Source organism: Alteraurantiacibacter aquimixticola (assembly GCF_004965515.1).
GTDB lineage: Bacteria > Pseudomonadota > Alphaproteobacteria > Sphingomonadales > Sphingomonadaceae > Alteraurantiacibacter > Alteraurantiacibacter aquimixticola.
Genome location: NZ_SSHH01000001.1, coordinates 261,701 through 285,804, shown reverse-complemented (window position 1 = coordinate 285,804; position 24,104 = coordinate 261,701). Strand labels below are relative to the sequence as shown.

The following is a 24,104-nucleotide window of genomic DNA, read 5'->3' as shown; positions in this document are numbered from 1 at the left end:
GCGGCCATGAACGGTCCGGACACCACGACTGAAGACAAGGGCGAGGCCCCACGCAATCCGGCGCGGCGGCAGGCAATGACATTTGCCGCGCAGGAATTGCGGCTGATCTCCGCCGTGGTCGTACTGATGGCGCTGGGCCTGTTCCTGGCGCTGCCCTTCGTGCTGTCGATCGGCGCGGTGGTGTTCCTGCCGCTGGTCACCGCGATCATCCTCACCATCCTGCTCTCCCCGCTGGCCGACAAGCTGGCGAGCTGGGGGCTGCCCAATTTCCTCGCCTCGCTGCTGGCGATCGTGGCATTCCTCGGCATCGTCGCGCTCGCGCTCACGGCGGTGCTCCGGCCGGCGGTCTCGCTCTATGACGAGGTGCCGGCGATGATCGCCCGCGTGGGCGAGCATTTCAGCCAGCTCAAGGGCAGCTTCAACTGGGTCACGCGCCTGAACGAGCAGATCGCCCAGATCGTCGGCAGCGAAGGCGGGCGCGAAGTGGTCCTGGCCACCCCGTCCTTCCTGGAAGAGCTGGCCTTCGCCACCCCGACCGTGCTGCTGGAAATGCTGCTGACGATCATGCTGGCCTTCTTCATGATCGAGGCGCGCGTCCGCCTAAGGCACCGCTTGCTGCTGCAGCGCGCGGCTGTCGATTCCAGCCTGAAGGCGGCGCGGGTGATGCGCGAGGTGCAGGATCGCGTCGCCGCCTATATCCTCACCGTCGGCGTGATAAATCTGGGCGTCGGCGTGGTGGTGGCGCTGGGCGCGTGGATGCTGGGGATGGACGCGCCGCTAATGTGGGGCGGGCTTGCCGCATTGCTCAATTTCCTGCCCTATATCGGCCCGCTGCTGATGACGGCACTTGTCGCCCTGTTCGGGCTGGGCACTGCGGAATCGCCTCTGCTGGGGCTGATACCCGCCGCCGCCTATCTGGGATTGCACACGGTGGAGGCCAATGTGATCACCCCTGCCGTGCTGGGCGCGCGTTTCACCATGAACCCGGTGCTGATCCTCCTCGCCCTGTCCTATTTCAGCTGGATCTGGGGTGTGACCGGCGCGCTGCTGTCCGTGCCGATCCTGCTGGCGCTGACCGCGCTGGTCGATCACCTGGGCAGGCCCAACTTGATCGGCTTCATGTTCGGCGAACCCCTCTTCGCCACCAACGTGCTGGAACTGGCGGAAGAGGACTGAGCCAGCCTCCCGCCCCGCACCCATTTGCGTTTTTTCCCTGTTGCGATACCTTCCACATATCCCCGCGCCAGACGGGGGTTGAGTGACATATTCCGTGGAGGGGAAACCATGCGCAAGATGATGATCGCAGCCGGCGCAGCTATGGCGCTGGCGACAGGGGCAGCCCAGGCCCAGAATTCCGCCTGGGGCTATTTCGAAGGCGAAGGCGGGTTGCTGCAGGCTGGCCTGGGCAATGCCGAAGGCCAGCAATTGCTGATCAAATGTGACGAGAGCGGCGACAACAAGGTCTTCGCCGCAATCCACTCGCCCCAGCAATTGGCTGGCCCGCAACAACGCGCACCATCGCGCGACGTACGGATGCAACTAGACGGCGGGCGGGTCATCGACACGCGGTGGCGCTTCTACCCCAACACCGCAATCGCGCTGAACAACCGCCGCGAGAGCGTGCTGCCCGACCTGGTGCTGCCGATGGCCGATGCCAATGAACTGACGGTCTGGCTCGATCCTGAAGACGGCACGGAAATCCGAATGATCTTCAATGTCGCCGGTGCGCGCGATGCGATCAATCGCGTGTTCGAAAGCTGCGATGATGACGCCAATCCGCTCGCAGGCTGACGCAGCGAGATCAAGAAAACGCCCGCCTTGCCGGATGGCAAGGCGGGCGTTTTCTTGCGCTGAGACCAGCGATCAGGCGGGATAGGTCCAGGCCGAACCGCGCGCCAGATTATCGGCGGCGAAGTCCCAGTTGAGATGATCGTTCACCACTGCCTTCAAATAGGCAGGGCGGGCATTGCGGTGGTCGATGTAATAGGCGTGCTCCCACACGTCGATCACCAGCAGCGGGTTGAAGCCGCTATCGGCCAGCGTATCGCCGTCATGCGTTTCCTCGATGGAAAGCTTGCCGTCCTTTTCAGCGAGCCACACCCAGCCGCTGGCGAAATGGCCTGCGCCGCGCGCTTCCAGCTGGCTCTTCAATTCATCGAGTGAGCCGAAAGCCGCATCGATCTTGTCGGCCAGGTCGCCCGAGGGGCCGCTGGTCGAAGGCGTCAGCGAGTGCCAGTAGAAGCCGTGGTTCCAGCTCTGCGCCGCATTGTTGAACAGGCCCTGGTTCGATCCGCGGGCCGCCACGATCACCTCTTCCATGCTCTTGCCGTCAAGGTCGGTCCCGGCAATCGCGTCGTTCATCTTGGTGATGTAGGTGTTGTGGTGCTTGCCATGATGGAAGCTGAGCGTCTCCGCGCTGATGGCGGGGGCAAGCGCTTCGCTGTCATAGGGCAGCGGCAGAAGTTCGAACGACATGAGGGATCCCTTCCTGTTAACTTGACTGTCACGGGGCCAACGCACGAGCCGCGCATCGGTTGCAAATCTTGGGGGGACTCCCCCTTGCGGGCGTGACATTGGCGCCCCGGCGCGCCATTGCAAGGGCAGAATTCCTTTAACTGACCAAAGCACGGGGTCAAAAGATCGCATATGGCTAGAGAGCTATTCGGGACGGACGGTATTCGCGGGCGCGCCAATGCCGGCAAGCTGACCGCGGATATCGCGATGAAGGTGGGCCAGGCGGCCGGCAAGCTCTTCCTGCGCGGCGATCACCGGCACCGCGTGGTGATCGGCAAGGATACCCGCCTGTCCGGCTACATGATGGAAAACGCGCTGACCGCGGGCTTCACCTCGGTCGGCATGGACGTGATCCTCACCGGGCCGCTGCCCACGCCCGCCGTGGCGCTGCTCACGCGTGAGATGCGCGCCGATATCGGCGTGATGATCTCCGCCAGCCACAACAAGTTCGCCGACAATGGCATCAAGCTGTTCGGGCCTGACGGCTTCAAGCTGTCCGATGCGGACGAGGAAGCGATCGAGGCCGAGATGGGGCGCGAGCAGCCGCTGGCGCAGGCGGAAAAGATCGGCCGCGCACGCCGGATCGACGATGCGCGCGGACGCTATATCCATGCGGTGAAGCAATCGCTGCCTGACGAGATCCGCCTCGATGGCCTCAAGATCGTGGTCGATTGTGCGCATGGCGCGGCCTATGACGTCGCGCCCACCGCGATCTGGGAACTGGGCGCGAAGGTCGTGGCGATGGGGGTCAGCCCCAATGGCCTCAACATCAATGACGGCGTCGGTTCGACCGATCTCGACGCGATCCGCGCCCGCGTGGTCGATGAGCGTGCGCATATCGGCATTGCGCTGGACGGCGATGCCGACCGGCTGATCGTGATCGACGAGAAGGGCGAGGTGGTCGATGGCGACCAGATCATGGCGCTGATCGGCACCACCATGGCCGAACAGGGCCTGCTGAAGGGGGGCGGCGTGGTGGCCACCGTCATGTCCAATCTCGGCCTCGAACGCTATCTTGCCGGCAAGGGTCTCGACCTGATCCGCACCAAGGTGGGCGACCGCTACGTGCTGGAGGCGATGAAGGCCGGCGGATACAATGTCGGCGGGGAGCAATCCGGCCACATGATCCTGCTCGACCATGCGACCACGGGCGACGGCACCATCGCCGCGCTGCAAGTGCTGGGCGCGCTGGTGAAGAGCGGCAAGCCCGCCAGCGAATTGCTGCACCTGTTCGATCCGGTGCCGCAACTGCTCAAGAATGTCCGCTATGACGGCGGCAATCCGCTGGAGAGCGAAAGCGTCAAATATGCGATCTCGCAAGCGGAAGGCGAGCTGGCCGGGAGCGGCCGGCTAGTGATCCGCAAGTCGGGCACCGAGCCCTTGATCCGGGTGATGGCCGAAGGTGACGATGCCGCGCAGGTCGAACGCGTGGTCGATGGTGTGTGCAAGGCGGTGGAGGACGCCGCTTGAGCCTGGAGATACGCCCGGACTGCGAACGCTGCGGCGCGGACCTGCCGGCAGAAGCGCCGGGCGCCTTCATCTGCAGCTTCGAATGCACCTTCTGCGCCCCATGTGCAGAGGCGCTGGATGATCGGTGCCCCAATTGCGGCGGCGAATTGTGCGACCGGCCGACGCGCGCGGCAAAGTACCACGCCAAGCATCCCCCCTCGACCGAGCGCCGCTACAAAGCCGCATGAGCAAGCGCCCGCCCCGCATCCTCGTGATCGCAGGCTCGGACAGTTCGGGCGGCGCCGGGATACAGGCCGATATCCGCACGATTACGCAATTGGGCGGCTATGCGATGACGGCGATCACTGCTGTCACGGCGCAGAACACCAAGGGCGTCAGCGGCATTGAAGTGATGTCTCCCGATTTCGTCGCCGCACAGATGGATGCCTGCATGTCCGATATCGGCGTCGATGCGGTGAAGATCGGCATGCTCGGCAGCGCGGATGTGGCCGAAGTGGTGGCGGACCGGCTGGAGGAGCTGGCCTGCCCTATCGTCTTCGATCCGGTGATGGTCGCCACCAGCGGTGCGCAGCTGGCCGATGAGGCGACCATCGAAGTGTTCGAATGGCTGATGGAGCTGGCGACGCTCACCACGCCCAATGTCCCCGAGCTAGAAAGACTCTCCAGAATGGAGATCGCAAACGAGATTGATCTCTCGGACGCAACAGGGATTGTGCTCAACAGGATAGGCGGCGGTGCGATTCTAGCGAAGGGTGGTCATTGGAAGGGTGGATTCATCAGCTCCAGAGATTCTTCCCCCGTCAGTACAGACAATCTGATCGTTGACACCCTCTACACGCGGGATGAGCAAGGACACTGGAACGAGCGTGCTTGGTCCGCTCCACGCATCGATACGCGCCACACGCATGGCACGGGCTGCACGCTGTCATCGGCCATCGCCACATTGCTGGCGCAGGGAATGGCGCTGGACGCCGCCGTTGCCGAGGCCCGCCAGTTCGTCCGCCGCGCGCTGGAGAACGCACCCGGCTTCGGATCAGGCCACGGCCCGCTGGGGCTACAGTCGCGAGACTAGCCCAGGGTTCAGGCTCAGTCGCAACCCCTGATCGGGTCGTCAGCCAGCTTGTAGAACTCGCAGATCTCGCCCCAGGCCTCGTCCGCGGTCTCGCAGATCTTGAACAGGTCGAGATCGTCCGCGCTGATCGTGCCTTCTTCCACCAGCCCTTCGAAGTTGATGATGTTGTCCCAGAACTTTTTGCCGAACAGCAGGACCGGGATCGGCTTCATCTTGCCCGTCTGGATCAGCGTGAGCAGTTCAAACAGCTCGTCGCAGGTCCCGAAGCCGCCGGGGAACACCGCCACCGCCCGCGCGCGGATCAGGAAATGCATTTTCCTGAGCGCGAAATAGTGGAAGTTGAGCGAGAGATAGGGCGTCACATAGGAATTGGGCGCCTGCTCATGCGGCAGCACGATGTTGAGGCCGATGCTTTCGCCGCCCGCCTCGCTCGCGCCGCGATTGGCCGCTTCCATGATCGAGGGGCCGCCGCCCGAGCAGACGACGAACTGGCGGTGCCCATCCTCGATGATGGACTTTTCGGTGGCCATCCGCGCCAGCTTGTTCGCCTCGACGTAGTAGCGCGACTTTTCGGCCAGCTTCTCGGCGATCTTCTTCTTTTCGGGCGTGTCCGCCTTGGCGAAGACTTCGTCGATCTGGTCGGGCGCGGGAATGCGGGCGGAGCCGTACATCACCAGCGTCGAGCCGACGCGCGCCTCTTCCAGCACCATCTCGGGCTTGAGCAGTTCGAGCTGGAAGCGCACCGGGCGCAATTCCTCGCGCAGCAGGAATTCGGTGTCGCGAAAGGCCAGCTTGTAGGTCGGATGGCGGGTCTGCGGGGTATCGGACGGATCGCTGTCGGCAAAACCTGCCTCTTCCTCCGCCGGATAGAATTTACGGTTGACCAGGTCGTGGTCGTCTTCACGACCATCGCTACGCTTATCCAAGGTGATCCTCCTAGGTTTCGCGCTGCCCTAGTCGCTTGCAGCGGTGGAGGAAAGGGGAAGGATGCAAACGCCGGCGCTCCGATGGGTAGGCGAGATGCATTCCAAGTACCGCCGATCTGCTCTACAGGCGACATCATGCGTTTTGCGATGTTCGATCCCAAACACCTGTTGGAGGACCTGCCGCGCGAGGCGGTGCCAGCGCTGATCGCGCAATTCATGGAACAGGCCTTCGCCGACCTCGAGGCTCTCGACCGGTGCCTTGAAGCAGAAGACTTCGGCAAGGCGCAGGAAGTCGCCCATCACCTGAAGGGAGGCGCCGCGGCCATGGGAGCGCGGGAAATTGCGCGCCAGGCCCATGCGATCGAGCAGGCCGCCGCCGGACGATCGGAAAAGGTGGAGCTGGGTGCACTGCGCAGCTGTGTGGAACAGACCCAGGTCGAACTTGCCGCCTTCCGCGCCATGCTGGAGCGTTAGGGCCAGCCGGCCCTATTGCACCGAACGCCCGCCCATTTCCTTCAGCGCCATGATCGCCTGGCTGCGGTTGGTCACGCCCAGGGCACGGTAGATGGCGGTGAGGTGGCTCTTCACCGTCGGTTCCGAAATGCCGAGCTCATAGGCGATGACCTTGTTCGAGCTTCCCGTGCTCAACGCATGCATCACGCGCAGCTGGGCTTTGGACAGCTTCTCGATCCCGCTCGCCTCAGCCTCCTCAGATGCGGCCAGGTCCCGCTCCTCGAAATAGTCCCCGCCGGCAAGGATCGCCCCGATGGCAGAACCGATCTTCTGCAGGCTGGCCTCCTTGTTGAGGAAGCCTTGCGCACCCATTCCCTTGGCGCGCGCGGCGACCTTCGCGCCTTCCGTACCGCTGATGATCAGCACCGGGATGCCCGGAAAGTCGGAGCGGACGAGACTGAGATTGATCAGCCCGGAACTGTCCTTCAGGCCGAGGTCGAGGACAAGCGCGTCATACTCCCGCTCGCCGAGCATTCGCAGCGCATCGGCCAGCGTTTCGCAGGTTTCGACAAAGATCGTGCTGTCGTGATCCTGCGCGGCCAGCTTGATTGCCGCGGCGCAAATTGGGTGATCTTCCGCAATCAGGACGTATTGGAGCATGACTACTCCCATATAGCCAAGTCGAAGCGACGGCAAAAGTCACGCGTGTCTGCGGCTTACAATGGTTAATTATGCTTTAGCCTTCTCATCCGTTAGTCTGAAAATGCGACTTCGCGGCAGAATTGGATCAATTCGCCTGCCAGTTGGCAGGCATGAAAAACGCATCTCACATCTATCTTATCGCTGCCAGCCTGGTTGGCATTGTCGCGACAACTGCCGTTCCCGCCCACGCCGCCGGCACCGATGCCGGCACGCTGATCGAGAACACGGCGGAAGCGACCTATGCTTCGGGCTCCTCGAACATCACGGTCACGTCGAACACCGTTACCATCAAGGTAGACGAGGTGCTGGACGTCACCGTGGCTTCGAACAATGTCAGCCAGCTTGCGGCGGACGTGGCCGTCTTCTCCTTCGATGTCACCAATACCGGCAACGGCCCCGAGGCCTATATCCTCGAAGCGGACGCTGCCCTTCCCGGCACGGACTTCGAGTTCACGGTCACGGCGATCGTTATCGACGATGGCGATGGCATCTATGAGCCTGGGATCGATACCGTCCTTCCCGCCGGCAGCGCAACGCCGGCTCTCGACCCCGACACCAGCGTTACCGTTTTCGTGATCGGCACGATGCCCGCAACCGCCACGGACGGGCAGAGCGGCTCGATCGAGCTCACCGCCAATGCCGAAACCGGTACCGGCGCGCCCGGCACGAGCTTTACCGGACAAGGCGAAGGTGGCGGCGATGCCATCGTCGGCTCGTCCAGCGCTACGGGCAATGCCACCTTGTCATCCATCGCGTCACTCGCAGTCGTGACGCTGACCAAGTCGGCCAGCATCGCCGATCCCTTCGGCGGTGAAGAAGCCGTTCCCGGCGCCGCCATCACCTATTCCATCGTCGCCGACATTACCGGAAGCGGCGAAATCTCCGGCCTGAACGTCATCGACCTCATCCCCACCGGTACGACCTATTCCGTCAATTCCCTCCTCCTCGACGGAACCAGCCTGACCGATGCCGATGACACCGATGGCGGGCAGGCCAACCAGACAGACGGAATCCACGTCTCGCTCGGAACTGTGAGCGGCGGGAATTCCCACACGGTCACTTTCGAAGTGACGATCGATTGAATCGGAGGTCCATCATGAAAACCAAGCGCTTCGCATCCCTCTTCGCCATCTTCGCCCTTGCAACGGCCGTGCCGGCGCAGGCGGAGGACGTTGTGTCGCTGACAGGCAATGTCCTTGTCGAACGCACCGTGGTTGAAAACGGCGAAAGCCGCATCGTCTACCAGGCGCCCGATCGGGTGGTGCCCGGAGACAAGCTCGTCTTCAGCACCGATTACGACAACACGACCAGCCAGGATGTCGAACAGTTCGTGGTCACCAACCCGGTACCGGCAGCAGTTACCGTCGCGCCGGAATCGGCGGCCGAGCTCGATGTTTCGGTTGATGGCGGACAGAGCTGGGGGCGGCTTGCCGACCTCACCATCGCCGGGACCGACGGCGCGGTACGCGCCGCCACGGCATCCGACGTCACCCATATTCGCTGGGTCCTTCCCATGATCGCCGCAGGCGAGAACGGGTCGCTGACCTACAACGCAATCGTCCGCTGACGCGGGGGTAACGCCCGGCCCGCGGGCAGGATTGGCGGGCAACAGTAGAAAGGAACTGAAAAGTGACACGCACCAGCAGAATGCTGGGTGCGGTGAGCGCGGTCGCGCTCACGGCTCTCAGCGTCAGCCCCTCCTATGCCGCAGGCACGGAAGCTGGCACCTCGATCACCAATACGGTGACCGTGAACTACCAGGTCGGGGGCATTGCCCAGACCGCGGAAACCGCGTCCGACACCTTCGTGGTCGACCGCAAGATCGACCTTCTCGTTGACCAGTCGGATGCCGTCACCACCACGGTTTCACCGGGTGAGACGCAGACGGTGACCACGTTCACTGTCACCAACCTGTCGAACGACGTGATGGACGTCGCGCTGACTGCCGCGCAGCTTGTCGGCGGCACCGCCGAACAGGGCGGCACGGACAATTTCGACGTGACCAACCTGCAGATCTGGGTTGATAACGGCGACGGCATCTTCGATCCGGCGACCGACACGCAGGTCAGCTATATCGATGAGCTGGCAGCCGATACCACGGCGACCGTCTTCGTGATCGGCGACATTCCGATCTCGCAGGAGACCGGCGATGTCGCGGGCGTGGTCCTGACCGGTACAGCGGCCGAAGGTGGCACTGCCGGCAGCCAGGGCGCAACGATCGTCGAAACCACCGGTGGCGACACGGCTGGTGAAGACACCGTCTTTGCCGATGCGGCGGGCGAAACCGACGTCCAGTATGACGGCACCCATTCGGCCGGCGACGACTGGAGCGTCCTTGCCGCGCTGGTGAGCGTGACCAAGGAAAGCCTGGTCCTGAGCGATCCCGTCAACGGGACCACCGATCCCAAGGCAATTCCTGGCGCAACGGTGCAGTACTGCATCAAGGTCAGCAACGCCGCCGGCGGCGCCGATGCGACCAATGTGACCCTGACCGACCCTGTTCCTGGCGACGTGACCTATGTCACCAGCACCGCTTTCGTCGACGGAACCGTGAATGGCGACGGCACCTGCAATGCAGGTACGACCACCGGTTCCTATGACGGGGGGACCACAACAGTGAGCGGCACGATCCCGACCCTTTCGGCCGGCGATACGCGCACGCTCGTGTTCAACGCGACGATCAACTGATCGAAGCGCAACTGCGATGGCCGGGGCTCCACCACCTCCTACCCCTGCTCCGGCCATCGCCATCTTCCTTCACCTAAAGGACTTGCCGTGTTTCTGGGCCGCCTCCTCGCTAAAGCTACGATAGTCGCCGCATTGGCGATGTCGCTTGGCGCGGGCACTGTCCAGGCCCAGGAAGTGCGCAATATCGCAGAAGCGCATTGGATGGCGGGTGACACGCCGGTCCGCGCCATCTCCAACGAAGTTTCCATCCCGATCGTTTCGAAGCCGGTCGCGATCACCACCTATCACCTGGACGGCAATTCCAAGCTCAGCTTGACGATGCCCGCCGCCCGCTGCGGATCCGGCAACGGCGCAACCCTCACCCCCGCATCGGCCGGTTCTTCCAGCGATCACGCCTCGCAGATCCGCAAGATCAGCCCGACCAGCAAAATCCGCATCGGCGAAGACCTGATCGTCGGCGTCGAGGCCGCTTTCGCCAATCGCGACCCCGACGCGGTCGATCTGCTGACCTTTGTCATCACCACCGAAAGCGGCGATCGCGAAGAGATCGTGGTCGGCGAGACCGGTCCCGACACCGGCATCTTCATGGGTTCCATCCCCACCGGCCCGATCCCGATGCCCGCCGTACATGACGATTGCACGCTGAGCCTCGTCCCGCTCGAACACATCACCGTCGAAGTTCGGGACCAGCGCAACAACAGCCCGCTGGGTTCGGTCGTGGTGAGTGCGCTGGTCGATCCCTATGGCTATGTCTTCGACAGCGAGACCGGCGAAGCCGTGGACGGCGCCGTGGTGACGCTGATCAATGTCGACACCGGCCTGCCCGCAACTGTCTTCGCCCATGACGGCGTGACACCCTGGCCTTCCACTGTCGTGACCGGCAGCGTGGTGACCGACGGCGCGGGCAACATCTATACGTTGGCCCCGGGCGAGTATCTCTTCCCGCTGGTGCCCGAAGCCAATTACCGCATCGAAGTATCGCCGCCCGATCCCTATTCCGCGCCGTCCATCGTCTCGCCGGGAGAGCTTGCCGAACTGACGCGGCCCAATGGGACGCCGCTGGTCATCCGCGACGGCTCCTATGGCGGATCCTTCCTTGTCACCGCGCCCGATGCGATGCGCATCGACATACCGCTCGACCGTCCGACGCTAGCCGTGGGGTTGAGCAAGGTCGCCTCGCGCGAGGTGGCCGAACCCGGCGATCCGGTGATCTACACCGTCACCGTGCGCAATCTCGATCCCTCGCGGGCGAAGCGCAATGTGACGCTGGTCGACCGCCCGTCCCGCTGGCTGCGCCTGCGCTCCGACTCGATCCGCATCGATGGCGAGCCGGTGGAAGGCGATGCCCTGACCATCGCACAGGATGGCGGCATGCTGACGCTGGCCTTCGACAAGATCGATGCGGGCGCGACCGCTACCGTGACCTATGCGATGATCGTACTGCCCGATGCCCCTCCCGGCGATGCGGTGAACGTGGCCGAGGCAACCGACATCTTCGGCAATGCCAGCCGCGCCCAGGCAAACCTGCGCATTGCACGTGAGTCCATTGCCGGGCGCATGACGCTGATCGGGCGCATCTCCGCAGGCGACTGCGCCGTGGAAGGTCCGCGCCCCGGCATCCCCGGCGTGCGCGTGATGCTGGAAGACGGCAGCTTTGCCATCACCGATGCCGATGGACGCTATCACTTCGAAGGCCTGATCCCCGGCACTCACGTGGTGCAGATTGCCGAGCGCACCCTGCCCGAAGGCGGCGAGCTGGTGGACTGCGCCCGCTCCACCCGCTCCGCCGGCAAGGACAATTCGCGCTTCATCACCGGCCAGGGCGGCAGCCTCGCCGTCGCCGACTTCCATGCGATCATCCCGCAGGCCGCAGCAGTGGAAGAGGCTGCTTCTGCCGCCGCCGAGGAGAGCACCCTGCTCTCCGATACCGCCGCTGCCGGCAGCGAAACGGACTGGATCGCGCTGGGTGATGGAGCGAACGAGTTCCTCTTCCCCGCCATCGACCACAATCCCCGCGCACCCGCCGTGCGTGTCGCCATCCGCCATCGCGGAGACCAGACCATCGCGCTGACCGCCAATGGCGCTCCGGTCGATCCTCTGACTTTCGAAGGCACCGACTACGCCACCGGCCGCGCTTTCGGCGTGAGCGCATGGCGCGGCATCCATATCGAGGGCGAAGTGCTGCAGCTGCGCGCGGAAATCCGCAACGCCGATGGCTCCGTCGCCGAAACGCTGACGCGCGACGTGTTCTTCGCCAACCGCCCGGCACGGGTGGAATTGCTCGAGGCGCGCTCGCAGCTTGTTGCCGACGGCACGACCCGTCCGGTGGTCGCCGTGCGCATCACCGATAGCAATGGCCGCCCCGTCCATGCAGGCATCACCGGCGAATTCGGCCTCAGCCAGCCTTACGAAAGCGCGCAGGCTCTCGACGCCATGCAGTCGCGCATGCTGTCGGGCCTTAACCGCAACCGCCCCGTATGGCGGGTGGAAGGCGATGACGGCATTGCCCTGATCGAGCTTGCCCCGACCATGGTGAGCGGCAAGCTGACGCTCGATTTCGCCTTCGTCGACAAGGACTTCTCCCGCCAGCAGCAGCTGGATGCATGGATCGTCCCCGGCGACATGGAATGGACCATTGTCGGCCTGGTCGAAGGGTCGGTCGGCTCGCAGAATATTGCCGACAACATGCAGCGCACCGGCACGTTCGACAGCGACCTTGGCGATAATGCGCGCGTCGCGCTCTATGCCAAGGGCCGCGTGCTGGGCCGCTTCCTGCTCACCGCCGCCTATGACAGCGCGAAGCAGAGCGATGACCAGCCGTTGCTCGGCCAGATCGATCCGCAGGCTTACTACACCGTGTTTGCAGATGGCTCCACGCGCCGCTTCGATGCCGCCAGCCGCGAAAAGCTCTATGTCCGTATCGAGACTGCAGCCTTCTATGCGCTCTATGGCGACTTCGTCACCGGCTTCGACCAGACGCAGCTCGCCCGTTACAACCGCACCATGACCGGCGTGAAGGCCGAGCTGCAGACCGGCGGCCTGCATGTCGAAGCCTTCGCCGCCGAAACCGGCAGCACATATCGCCGCGACGAGATCCAGGGCGAAGGCCTGTCGGGCCCCTACCAGCTGTCCAGCCGCGCGATCATCGCCAATAGCGAGCGTGTGGTGATCGAAGTGCGCGACCGCCTGCGCTCCGAACTGATCGTCTCGACCCGCCAGCTGACCCGCTTCGTGGACTACGATATCGACCTGCTGAGCGGCACGATCCGTTTCAGCGAGCCGGTGCTGAGCCGCGACCCGGCGGGCAATCCGCAATTCATCGTGATCGATTACGAAGTCGACGAACTGGGCGAAGGCGAGCTCAATGCCGGCCTGCGCGCCGACTACACCACCGCCGACGGCAACCTCCGCGTCGGCACCACCGTTATCAGCGAGAAGGGCCGCGAAGAACGCGCCAACCTGGCCGCTGTCGATGTGCAGGCCCGCATCGGCGAGAATACCGAGATCCGCGCCGAAGCCGCGATCAGCCGCTCGGGCGACGAAAGCGGCGAAGCCTGGCTGGTGGAAGTCGAGCATCACGACGGCAATCTCGACCTGCTGGCCTATGCCCGTTCCGTCTCCGGCAACTTCGGCGTGGGCCAGCAAAACCTGGCCGAGCGTGGCCGCCGCAAGGTCGGCGTGGATGCCCGCTATGCCCTGTCCGAGAACATGTCGGTCACTGCCAGCGGCTGGCTCGACAATGCGCTGGACGGCGCCAATGCCCGCCGCGCCCTGCAGCTCCGCGGCGAATATCGTACCGGCGATACCGACCTGCTGCTGGGCCTGACGCATTTTGCCGACACGCTGTCGGACGGCTCCGATGCCTCCTCGACCGTGCTCGAAGGTGGTGCAACCCAGCGCCTGTTCGGCAACAAGCTGGAACTGAGCGCACTGTCGAGCATCGCGCTGGGCGAAACCGGATCTGTCGACCTGCCCGTGCGCCATCGCATCGGTGCGCGCTATGCGATCACCAGCGATGTTCGCGCCATCGGCAGCTACGAAATCGCCAACGGCGATGCAGTGGATGCGCGCACGGCACGCGTCGGGCTGGAGCTTACTCCTTGGGATGGCGCCCGGATGATCGGCTCGCTGGGCCAGGAAGAGATCACCGAATATGGCAAGCGCGCCTTCGCTGCCTTCGGCCTCGCCCAGTCGCTGCAGCTGAACGAGCACCTGACCGTCGACGCCACTGTCGATCACAACCGCACGATCGGCGGAAGCATTGCCGAGGGCAACCTGGTGAACCCCGCCCATCCTGCGGCGAGTGGCGGCCAGCTGGGGCAGAACGGCACGCTGGCAGAGGACTTCACCGCGATCACGCTGGGCGCCACCTATCGCCGCGACCGCTGGGCGGTGACCGGCCGCGGCGAATGGCGCGGCGGCGAATTCGCCAACCGCCGCGGGCTGACCTTCGGCGCGATCCGCCAGATCGGCGAAGGCAGCATGCTCGGCTCGGGCTTTACCTGGACCTCGGCCAAGGGGATCGACGGTGCGACCAGCGAAGTCTTCGACGGCTCGCTCGTCGCCGCCAGCCGCCCGGACAGCTCCAGCATCGCATGGCTCGCCAAGGCGCAGTTCCGCAGCGACAAGGTCTCGGGCGCCGTGGCCGGCAATACGGGCACGGTCGGCAATACGATCTTCAACGTAGATGGCGATGCCATCTCGCGCCGCCTGATCGGCAGCGCCTCGGTCAACTGGTCGCCGCGCGATCAGCAATTCCTGCGCCGCTCCGAATTCGGCCTGTTCCTCGGCAGCCGCTACAGCTTCGACGAGATCGCCGGCTACGACATTTCCGCATGGACCCTGCTGGCCGGCCTCGATGCCCGCATCGGTCTGGGCGAGCGGTTCGAGATCGGCGCGATCGCCACCGCGCGCGCCAGCGTCAGCGACGGCTATGTCCGCTACGCCATCGGCCCCAATATCGGCTTCACCCCGACCGACGATGTGCTGATCACGCTCGGCTACAACATCACCGGCTTCCGCGATCCCGACTTCTCGTCCCTGCGGCACACGAATGAAGGCCTCTATGTCAGCGGAAAGATCAAGTTCGACGCAGGCAGCTTCGGCTTCCTGGGGCTGGGGCAGTGACTGGCCGTGTCGAATTTTGCAGATCACGAACACCTTTTGCAAAATGCGAAATATCCTTCGCATTCTGCAAAAGAACTACGGCCAAAAGGCGGTAACTTCTTGTATTGCTTCAGAGCCGGTCTTTGGCACGACAATTGCTGCGTCACGACCGGAAACTCGGAGAATCTATCATGAAAGGCGTGATTTTCGCCGAACTGCAACGTTGGGTCGAGCAGGCATTTTCGCCTGCGACGGCCGATGCGATGATCACGCAGTCCGGCCTTGCGCGCAATGGCGTCTACACCTCGGTCGGCTCCTATCCGCATGAGGAAGCGCTCGAGCTGATTGGCGCGCTGAGCAAGATTGTCGACAAGCCGGTGCCGGAGCTCGCCAATGCCTATGGCTATTGGCTCGCCTTCCGCTTCGTCGAACTCTATCCGCAGATGTTCGAAGGCTATACCGACGCGGTCAACTTCCTGCGCGATGTCGATGCCAATCACCACCAGGAAGTGGCAAAGCTCTATCCCGGCGCGCGCACGCCCACCATCGTGGCGGTGGTCGAGGGCGAGGAGCTGATCGTCAGCTATTCCTCGCACCGCCCCTTTGCCGACGTCGCGCTTGGGCTGGTTCGCGGCTACCTGGACTATTTCGACCATCGGCTTGAAGTGGTGCGCGACCCCAACGACGAAGGCCCGCACGCCGCGCGCTTCTTCATTCGCGAACCCGGTAACCAGGCGCTGGGCCACAAGGTCTGAGCCATGTCCGGTAGCCCGCGTGACAGTTTCAATGTGACCACTGGAGTGGTGCTGGAGCCGCTTGCGCCCGAGGAGCAGGTCGCCCTGCTCGAACGGCGCCTGGCCCGCGAATTTGCCGCACGCGCGGCTGCCGAGAACCTGCTCGAGGAAAGAAGCCGCACGCTGGCCGAAGCCAACAACCAGCTTGAACTGCGCAAGGCGGATCTCGCCGCCAGTCTTGAACGCCGCCACCGGCAATTGCTGGAAGCGCAAAAGGTCGCCGGTTTCGGAACGCTGACGATCGACCTGCGCAGCAAGCGGGTGGAGATCTCCGACAATGCGAAGGAACTGGTCGGGTTCGCCAGCGAGGAGGAAGCGCAATCCTATCGCGCGCACCTCCGCCGCGTCGTGCAGGAAGACCGCGACCAGCTGTTCCGCTGGATGAAGGAACTGTTCGGGACCGCCCGGCAGGGGAAATGCGCCACATGCCCCAGCCTGCGGCCCCCGGCCGATGGCGACGCCCGGCATATCTCCAAGCTGGTCAGCAAGCCGCGCCTGGCCGACCTGATCGACCAGCACAAGACCTGCATGGGCGAAGGCCAGCACATCGAGGTACGGCTATCCCCGAGAGGTGATGAAGGGCCGCGCTGGGTGCGCGTGATCGCCCAGATCGAATTCGACCATCGTTGCCGTGCCTCCATGCTGTTTGCGACGATCCAGGACATCACCCAGAGAATCCGCTCAGAGCAGGAAACCGAGGCGCTGCGCGCACGCGACCTTTCCCGGCTTGGCGAGCTTGAACGCCTGAACCGGGAATTGTCGGATGCCCGCGAGGAAGCCGAACGCGCCAGCGATGCCAAGTCCCGCTTCCTCGCCATGATGAGCCACGATATCCGCACGCCTCTCAACGGAATTGTCGGCATGATGAGCCTGCTGGAAGAGGAAGGGCTGACCAGCGAGCAGAGGCGTTCGCTCGAGCTAGCACGCAATAGCGGCGAGCAACTACGCGTCCTGCTCAACGATATTATCGACCTCGCCCGCGCCGAGGCGGGACGCTTCGACCTGCATCCGCAGCCGACCCAGCTTCTCTCGCTGATCGAACAGCGGGCGGAGTTCTGGCGCTGCGGCGCGCTGGAAAAGCAGCTGGTGCTGGAAACCAAGGTCACGCCGCAAGTGCCGTCATGGATCATGATCGACATGGTGCGGCTGAACCAGCTGCTCGACAATTTGCTGAGCAATGCGATCAAATACACCAATGAAGGCGGCATCCTGCTGTCGTTGGACTATTTGCCGTCCGGCCGGCTGCGAGTGGAAATCATAGATTCCGGCGTCGGCGTTCCGCCGGAGCGGCGCAAGGACCTGTTCGAGGAATTCGGCCAGCTGCACATGCCGGGCAGCCAGGCTGGCGGTGCCGGCCTGGGCTTGGCGATTTGCCGCCGCATCGCGGAAGTGATGGGGGGCGAAATCGGGGTGGACTCGGCCGATATCGGCAGTTGCTTCTGGTTCGAACTTCCCTGCAATCCCATCATGCCGCCTTTGCATATGGCCAACCCCATCGTCGACGAACTCAAGGGCCGCGGCGGCAGGACGCCGCGCGTGCTGGTGGCCGAGGATTTGACCACCAACCAGATCGTCGTGAAAGGCATGCTGAAGAAATTCGGCTGCGAGGCGACGATCGTCGGCAATGGACGCGATGCTCTCTACGAGGTGGAAGCGGGCGATTACGACATCGTCCTGATGGACATGGCCATGCCGGTCATGGACGGCGCCACGGCCACCCGTGCCATTCGCGAGCTGCCCGAGGAGAAGGGCAGGATCCCGATCATCGCGCTGACCGCCTATGCCCGCGACGAGGAACTGGCCCCCATGGTCGAGGCGGGCGCGAATGCCTGCGCCAGCAAGCCGATCGTGTCTGAAGACCTGCGCCAGAAGCTCACCGACGGACTGGCCACGTCCTATTGACCCTTCGCGGGTTGCTCGCTTCAACTTCCGTCGCTTCAAATGGGGTTTCACCATGGCCGAACTCATCGACCAACAGCTCGTGCGGGAGCAATTCGGCGCACTCGATGCCGAAACCGCGGCCATGCTTGTCGAAGCCATGGAAGCCGACCTGCGCGAATGGAGCAAAGCCCTGATTACTGCCTGGCAGCAGGGCGATAAGGAAAAAGCCAGCCGTGCGCGACACTCGCTGAAAGGGCTGTGCGGCAATTTCGGTGCCAGCGAGCTGATGGCATTGGCCGAAGGCGAGCTTTCCGGCGATGCCGAGCAGGCGGCGCTGAAAGCCTGCCTCGAACAGACCATCACCGCTATCAGGGCAACTGCCTGCCACGCGTGAAGCAATGCCTGCGGCGCCTCCATCGTGGCGCAGGCGCCCGTCAGGCTCGCACAGCCAAGAAGGGAAAGAATGTGCTTCGGCTGCATGATGGACTCCAAGTGTTCGGAGACCATTGCGCAAGCACCGTGCCAATTCCGCAGCCCCATGTTGCACTATGCAAAAAGATCCACACTCATTGCATTTTGCAAATAGGCGGATCTCGATCTTTGCATAATACTAAAGTCGCATATGCAGCCTGCAAACATTCATGATACAAATGGGGTAATTACCAGTGAAGCGTAGATTGGCATAGATCGCGCGTCTGACCAAAAGCTTCCGAAGCAGTAGGTAATTTTGCGAGAGCCCAATGAGCCGCACACGCATCTTGATTGTCGAAGACGTGCCGTCTCTTTCGATGGCCTATGCAGCACATCTGGAGAAGGCAGGCTTCGAGGCCGTTATTGCCGATACCGGCGCAGCCGCATTGGAAACGATCGCCAAGGACGGCGATTTCGCTGCCATGCTGCTCGACCTGCAATTGCCGGACACGGACGGGCTGCAGCTCTTGCGTGATAGGCCAGAGCTCTTGCGCAAGTTCCCGATCGTGGTGGCAACCGCGGACGCTTCCCTGTCACGTGCGGTCGATGCCATGCGGCTGGGATCCTTCGACTTCCTTGTCAAACCGGTTTCCGGCCCACGGCTCGTGTCGGTCATCACCAGCGCCGTCGAACTCGGTCAGGCCGATGACGAAGCAGAAGGCGCTGCCGGAGAGGATGCCGCCAACGGCGACAGGCCAGGCAATTTCATCGGCAATTCGCCCGAAATGCGCGAGGTCTACCGGCAGATCGAATGCGTTGCGCGCAGCAAGGCGACAGTCTTCGTGACCGGCGAAAGCGGTACGGGCAAGGAATTATGCGCCGAGGCGATCCATGCCGAGAGCGGCCGCCGCAAGGGGCCCTTTGTTGCCATCAACTGCGGCGCTATTCCCGAAAACCTGCTCGAGTCCGAACTGTTCGGCCATTTGAAAGGCTCCTTTACCGGCGCGGTGGGCGACCGGATCGGTGCGGCGCAGGCCGCTCACAAGGGAACCCTGTTCCTAGACGAGATCTGCGAAATGGCGCTGCCGCTACAGGTGAAGCTTCTGCGCTTCCTGCAAACCGGCACCGTGCAGCGCGTCGGTTCCAACCGGGTCGAGGATGTCGACGTACGGATCGTCTGCGCGACCAATCGCGACCCCCGCCGCGAGGTTGCGCAAGGCCGTTTTCGCGAGGACCTTTATTACCGGCTCGCCGTGGTGCCCCTGCACCTGCCAGCCCTGCGCGAACGCCATGGCGACGTGGCTGAACTTGCCGCCTACTTCCTCGATCGCTTCGGCCGCGAGGAAGGCAAGAGTTTCGCTCCGCTTGCCGCCGATACGCTCGCCCGGCTTTCGCGCTATTCCTGGCCGGGCAACGTCCGCGAATTGCAGAACGTGGTACGCCGCGCGACTGTGATGCATGCCGGGCCCGATTTGCCGGGCACCGCTTTTCACCTGCCCGGCCCAGAAGACATAGCGGCACCGACATCCAGCTTGCCAGAACCGGCAGAACAACCCGGCGTCGCCGATGGGCCCGCATCGCGGACGGCCGATATCGTCACGGCCATTCACGGCCTGACGCTCGAACAGGTAGAGCGGATCGCGATCGAAGGGGCGATCGACAGTGCGGGCGGCAGCTTGCCTGCTGCGGCAAGGGCTCTGGGCGTCAGCCCTTCGACGCTGTATCGCAAACGTGAACGCTGGGCTGTGGCGGATTGAACGGTATCGGATTGTGAACTGGAAACCCGAAAAATGGCAATGGCTGGCGCTGGCGACCTTCATCGTCAGCTTCGCCGAGAACTATTTCTCGATCACGGATCGCACTTTGCTGATTGCCTATCTGGCGCCGGGAATGGCGCTGATGGGCCTCTACCACTTGCATGGTCAGACACGGCTGAAATTCTTGGGCGCCGTGGCATTCGGGATCGTCGCATCCCTTGTCCTCACCGGCTTCTCCCTTCCCGCCGCGCTCTTCTTGGGCGTGGGCATATTGGCACAATGCCTTGCCGGCGCATGGCTGCTGCGCAAGCTGCTGCCCAGCGGCATGGACCTCACGCAAGTCCGGGCGCTGCTCGCCATTTCCGCTGTAGCCATATTCGTCGCCCCGTTTGTCGGGCTCTTCATCCTGCAAAGCTTCGATTTCCTGCTCGACGCCAGTTTGATGGCTCCTGCACCGATTGTGGGAGCGGAGGAAAATCAGGTCGGCCTCACACTCTCATTGATGGAGTGGAGCATCTTCCCCCTCGCCCTGGGCATCTTCCTGACTGCCCCGATCATCACCTGCTTCCTGTCCGATTGTGAGATCGGCATGCCGCGGGACTGGACCACCGAGCGCGTCGGCGTCCTGTTCGGCGCCTTGGCCCTGAACGCACTGACGATGTGGACCGACGGCCATACTCTCCACTTCCTCATCGCCCCGCCGCTGATCTTCGTGGCGTTGCGGCTGGGTATCCGGGATACCGCGATTGCCCTGATCGCCTCGATCTACATCACCTCCAGCGCGACGGCCGCGAGCATCGGCCCGGTCGCCGCCTCTGTCGCGAACCCGTTTTTCCAGGTCGGCTATATCCAGGCCATCTACCTCGTCGCGATCGCCTGTCTCGTGCCGGTGGCAGCGACGATCGAGTTGCGGCGCAGGCTCGAACACTCGCTGGAAGAGAGCATCGAATATACCGACCAGATCATCTCCCACATGCAGCAGATCGTCTTCCGCACCGACCATGAAGGGTGCTGGACTTATCTCAACCCGGCATGGGAGCAGGTGACGGGTTATACTTGCGAAGAAAGCATGGGCTGGAAAACAACCCGTTTGCTGGTCCCCGACGAGCTGGCGAAGACGAAGACCATCTATCCGGACCTGATCGGCGGAAAGTGCGACCAGCTGCAACTGCACCAGCGCTTCACCCGCAAGGACGGCGAGATTCGCGATATCGCCGTGAGCATCCGCGCCGTCAGGGACGAGCGCGGCCAGTTTGCCGGTACCACCGGCACGATCCGCGACAGCACGGACGATCACAATTACCTGCGCGCGCTCAAGGCGAGCGAGCAGCGTTTCCGCGAACTGTGCGATACAGCGCCGGTCGGTATCGTCCGATCCGATATCGATGGCGCAATCACCTATGCAAACAATCGCTTCGAATACCTGGCGCTCGCGCCGGAGAAGTCCCTGCTGGGCAAGTTCTGGTACGATATCCTGCATGTAGATGCCGACATGCTGCGGGCACAGATCCGCGAAAACACGCTGACTCCGGGCTCCGTCCACCAGTTCGAAATGGAGTTTCGCGACGCCTCCAACCAGAAGCGCTGGATGGTCGTCGTGGTGACCGGCGAATTCAACAAGGCCGGTCAGCGAACAGGCTATATCGCGACAGCAGCCGACGTTACCCGGCGCAAGCAAACCGAAGAACAGCTCGCGCGGACCAGCAGCGAAATGCGGGTGCTGGCGCAAAACATCAACGACGTGGTGCTGCGGGTCAGCCTTGAGGGCACCTGTCTCTATGCCACGCCCTCGATCAAGGAAGTACTCGGCCATGACGCGCAGGCGGTGGTGGGCCGAAGAGTGATGAACAGCGTCCATCCCGAAGATGTCGACAAGCTGCAGTCAGCATTCGATACTCTCGTGCAAGGCGAAGGCGAGCAGCGGACGGTGACTTACCGCTACCTCCCCGCATTCCCCGATGCCGAGTACCTATGGCTGGAAGCCAATACGCGCCTGACCCGCGACCGCAACGGCCAGCCTGCGGAAATCGTGGCATCGATACGCGATGTGACCGACCGCAAAAAGCTGGAGCTCGAGCTGACCGAGGCGCGGCGCAGGGCCGAAGATGCAGCCGACGCGAAGAGCAGCTTCCTGGCCAATTTCAGCCACGAAATCCGCACGCCGATGAATGGAGTGATCGGCCTCACCGAACTGCTCATGGACCGCGAGCTGGACCCGGTGGCGCGCAATTACGCGCAGCTTATCGCGGATTCCGGCGACACCATGATGAAGTTGCTGAACGACATTCTCGACCTTGCCAAGATCGAGTCCGGGCGCCTGCAGCTGGTCGATCGCAATCTCGACCTGCGCGAGATGCTTGAAGGCGCGTTGAAGGTGATGACAGCCGTGGCCGCCCAGAAGCACCTCACGCTCGCGCTTGAGATGGACGACGATGTTCCGCGCCGGATCATGGGCGACGATTTGCGTCTGCGCCAGATCCTTTCCAACCTCGTGGGCAACGCGGTGAAGTTCACGAACGAAGGCGGTGTCCGTGTGTCGGCACACGTGGCGGGTGAGAACCTCGTCATCGCCGTGGCCGACACCGGCATAGGCATCGCCGAAGAGGCACAGGCCGGGGTGTTCGACGAATTCGTCCAGGTGCGAAATTCGGAAAGAAGCATTGCAGTGGGAACCGGCCTTGGCCTGCCCATCGCCCGGCGCCTTGCCGAAGCCATGGAAGGGACGCTCGAGCTGGAGAGCGAAGAGGGCGTCGGGACGACCTTCACGCTGTCGCTTCCATGCCGCGCAGCCGAAGAAGAAGCCGCGCCGGAAGAGGATGCCGCGCCAGAAAACTCAACGGTCCGCGAACAGCCGGCCCTGCGCGTCCTCGTTGCTGAGGACAACCAGACCAACTGCATCATCATCGACGGCATGCTCAAGCGCCTTGGCCACGACGCCGTGCTGGTGAACGATGGCCGTGCCGCTGTCGACGAGGCGCTCTCGGCCGACCGCTCGGACAAACCCTACGACATCGTGCTGATGGATGTTTTCATGCCGGAACTCGACGGCCTCGACGCCACGCGGGAGATCCGCGCGTCGGGCCTTTGTGGCGAACGCCTGCCGATCGTGGCGATCACCGCCAACGCCTATCAGGAAGACGTCCAGCGTTGCCTGGAAGCAGGCATGCAGGCGCATCTCAGCAAGCCGGTTCGGCTGGCGGACCTGCAGAAAGCGATGGAAAAGGTGTCATCGGGCATCCTGAGCAGCGAAATTGTCGCCAGCAAGTGAGGGCACGATTTCCGGCTGGCTTCGGTATCCGGGGCGGGAAGCGTTGCTTGACGCGAAGCGGACAACGAAGCCTGCATGATCGGATAGCGGAGATCCCGCGGTCGCATATGGGAAAGGCACGAAAGCATGCTGCGGAACTATGCGTTTCCCGGCGCTATCATCATCCCTGAAGAGGATCATGTCCTTGTATCGGCGGACAATGCTCGCTTCCTCCGCCCGTGATCCGGTATCCACTTCGGCATTCGGCAGCAGCATCGCCATCGCGTCTTTCTGGCTTTCTCCGAGCGGTGGAGAAGCTGCGAAACCGGCCATACGCGTGCCAACCCTTCCAACGTTGAAATCACCGCCGAAGACAATCGGCGTCGCCGGACTGACGGATCCCGCGATGAGGCGCTGCAGCTCCTGAATTTGCCAGCCATGGGCGGCATCCGCACGTTCAAGCGCAACATGGGTGGATCTACGCGAATTGAGGTGCGTATTGGCGAATGCAACCGGCCGGTCGAAGCCGGGCAATGCGATCCACGCGATCATCACACCCTTGGCAGCGAGGCAATCGAACCCTGCACAGGCACCTTGCGGAAAGGCAATTCGATCGGTGCGGACAATCGGATAGTCAGACAGGATCACAAGTCCGCTATCCAGCACGGTGCCCAGCCCCTCGCCGCGGTCCCGTCTTGCCGAAGCAGCATAGGCCTGACCCAGGGGCGGCAAACCGCCTGCCGGCGCCGATTGCGGACCCAACATCACATGGCGATAGCCTGCCGCAGCGCCGATCGCCTTCGCATCGTCGCTAAATGCTTCCTGCAGCAAGACCACGTCGGGCGCGTTCCCGCTGGCACGCATCTGTGCCAGCCTCCCGCCGATTTCGGCCAGCGCGTTGCCGCGGCCCGAGGCAGCGGGCCAGGGCAGTCCCTTGACGTTGTAGGTCATCACCGAGAATCCCGGAGATGCCTGCCGGACCTCCACCGGGAGCGAGGGCATGGGATCGAAAGGTGGCTGGCGGATGCTCGGCGCCATGAGCATGGCGGCGATCGCCACCCAGCCTGCGAATGTCAGCCCGCG

19 protein-coding genes are annotated in these 24,104 nt (G+C 63.4%); 15 read left to right on the top strand and 4 right to left on the bottom strand.

Annotated elements, in window-relative coordinates; all coding sequences use genetic code 11:
- Positions 1-6: 6 nt before the first annotated feature.
- Positions 7-1,176: an AI-2E family transporter gene (locus E5222_RS01240; protein ID WP_136691758.1), complete on the top strand. Its 1,170-nt coding sequence runs from the start codon at positions 7-9 to the stop codon at positions 1,174-1,176.
- A 108-nt stretch (positions 1,177-1,284) separates the two neighbouring features.
- Positions 1,285-1,791 carry a hypothetical protein gene (locus tag E5222_RS01235; protein ID WP_136691756.1) on the top strand — a complete coding sequence of 169 codons (507 nt, stop codon included), beginning with the start codon at positions 1,285-1,287 and terminating at the stop codon, positions 1,789-1,791.
- 72 nt (positions 1,792-1,863) lie between these two features.
- Here the strand turns inward: E5222_RS01235 and E5222_RS01230 are convergent, their stop codons facing one another.
- Positions 1,864-2,475 (bottom strand): superoxide dismutase, encoded by a 612-nt coding sequence (locus E5222_RS01230; RefSeq protein WP_136691754.1) that lies wholly within the window; start codon positions 2,473-2,475, stop codon positions 1,864-1,866.
- A gap of 171 nt (positions 2,476-2,646) precedes the next feature.
- On the opposite strand from E5222_RS01230, the gene glmM reads away from it, so the two are divergent.
- The 3 genes from glmM to thiD are packed head-to-tail and all read left to right on the top strand — an operon-like array spanning position 2,647 to position 5,056.
- Positions 2,647-3,984: a phosphoglucosamine mutase gene (gene glmM, locus E5222_RS01225; RefSeq protein ID WP_136691752.1), complete on the top strand. Its 1,338-nt coding sequence runs from the start codon at positions 2,647-2,649 to the stop codon at positions 3,982-3,984.
- Positions 3,981-4,211: a DUF1272 domain-containing protein gene (locus tag E5222_RS01220; RefSeq protein ID WP_136691750.1), complete on the top strand. Its 231-nt coding sequence runs from the start codon at positions 3,981-3,983 to the stop codon at positions 4,209-4,211. Before glmM ends, E5222_RS01220 begins: the two co-directional genes overlap by 4 nt.
- Complete coding sequence (thiD, locus tag E5222_RS01215; RefSeq protein WP_136691748.1) at positions 4,208-5,056, top strand: bifunctional hydroxymethylpyrimidine kinase/phosphomethylpyrimidine kinase; 849 nt, start codon at positions 4,208-4,210, stop codon at positions 5,054-5,056. Before E5222_RS01220 ends, thiD begins: the two co-directional genes overlap by 4 nt.
- 14 nt (positions 5,057-5,070) lie before the next feature.
- On the opposite strand, the gene E5222_RS01210 is transcribed toward thiD, so the two are convergent.
- Positions 5,071-5,982: an LOG family protein gene (locus E5222_RS01210; protein ID WP_136691746.1), complete on the bottom strand. Its 912-nt coding sequence runs from the start codon at positions 5,980-5,982 to the stop codon at positions 5,071-5,073.
- Positions 5,983-6,117: 135 nt separating this feature from the next.
- On the opposite strand from E5222_RS01210, the gene E5222_RS16370 reads away from it, so the two are divergent.
- Positions 6,118-6,456 (top strand): Hpt domain-containing protein, encoded by a 339-nt coding sequence (locus E5222_RS16370; RefSeq protein WP_169053444.1) that lies wholly within the window; start codon positions 6,118-6,120, stop codon positions 6,454-6,456.
- Between the two features lie 12 nt (positions 6,457-6,468).
- Here the strand turns inward: E5222_RS16370 and E5222_RS01200 are convergent, their stop codons facing one another.
- Positions 6,469-7,095, bottom strand: a complete 627-nt coding sequence (locus tag E5222_RS01200) for a response regulator (RefSeq protein ID WP_169053443.1) — start codon at positions 7,093-7,095, stop codon at positions 6,469-6,471.
- A gap of 152 nt (positions 7,096-7,247) precedes the next feature.
- On the opposite strand from E5222_RS01200, the gene E5222_RS01195 reads away from it, so the two are divergent.
- The 9 genes from E5222_RS01195 to E5222_RS01155 all read left to right on the top strand — a co-directional run bounded on the left by E5222_RS01195 (position 7,248) and on the right by E5222_RS01155 (position 23,042).
- Positions 7,248-8,219: a hypothetical protein gene (locus E5222_RS01195; protein ID WP_136691740.1), complete on the top strand. Its 972-nt coding sequence runs from the start codon at positions 7,248-7,250 to the stop codon at positions 8,217-8,219.
- A 14-nt stretch (positions 8,220-8,233) separates the two neighbouring features.
- On the top strand, positions 8,234-8,704 hold the full coding sequence (locus E5222_RS01190) for a hypothetical protein (protein ID WP_136691738.1): 471 nt from the start codon (positions 8,234-8,236) through the stop codon (positions 8,702-8,704).
- A gap of 62 nt (positions 8,705-8,766) precedes the next feature.
- Positions 8,767-9,825 (top strand): DUF11 domain-containing protein, encoded by a 1,059-nt coding sequence (locus E5222_RS01185; RefSeq protein WP_246021496.1) that lies wholly within the window; start codon positions 8,767-8,769, stop codon positions 9,823-9,825.
- A 174-nt stretch (positions 9,826-9,999) separates the two neighbouring features.
- Positions 10,000-14,952 (top strand): DUF11 domain-containing protein, encoded by a 4,953-nt coding sequence (locus E5222_RS01180; protein WP_211196070.1) that lies wholly within the window; start codon positions 10,000-10,002, stop codon positions 14,950-14,952.
- A gap of 170 nt (positions 14,953-15,122) precedes the next feature.
- A complete protein-coding gene (locus E5222_RS01175; RefSeq protein WP_136691735.1) occupies positions 15,123-15,686 on the top strand; it encodes a heme NO-binding domain-containing protein in 564 nt (187 codons plus the stop codon).
- 3 nt (positions 15,687-15,689) lie between these two features.
- Positions 15,690-17,627 carry an ATP-binding protein gene (locus tag E5222_RS01170; protein WP_136691734.1) on the top strand — a complete coding sequence of 646 codons (1,938 nt, stop codon included), beginning with the start codon at positions 15,690-15,692 and terminating at the stop codon, positions 17,625-17,627.
- Between the two features lie 52 nt (positions 17,628-17,679).
- Positions 17,680-18,000 carry an Hpt domain-containing protein gene (locus tag E5222_RS16365; protein WP_169053442.1) on the top strand — a complete coding sequence of 107 codons (321 nt, stop codon included), beginning with the start codon at positions 17,680-17,682 and terminating at the stop codon, positions 17,998-18,000.
- A 346-nt stretch (positions 18,001-18,346) separates the two neighbouring features.
- A complete protein-coding gene (locus E5222_RS01160; protein WP_211196069.1) occupies positions 18,347-19,774 on the top strand; it encodes a sigma-54-dependent transcriptional regulator in 1,428 nt (475 codons plus the stop codon).
- 13 nt (positions 19,775-19,787) lie between these two features.
- Entirely contained in the window at positions 19,788-23,042 is a 3,255-nt protein-coding gene (locus tag E5222_RS01155; RefSeq protein WP_136691730.1) for a PAS domain S-box protein, read from the top strand.
- On the opposite strand, the gene E5222_RS01150 is transcribed toward E5222_RS01155, so the two are convergent.
- Positions 23,001-23,972 carry an endonuclease/exonuclease/phosphatase family protein gene (locus E5222_RS01150; RefSeq protein WP_246021562.1) on the bottom strand — a complete coding sequence of 324 codons (972 nt, stop codon included), beginning with the start codon at positions 23,970-23,972 and terminating at the stop codon, positions 23,001-23,003. The two genes, E5222_RS01155 and E5222_RS01150, sit on opposite strands and share 42 nt — an antisense overlap.
- Positions 23,973-24,104 lie beyond the last annotated feature (132 nt).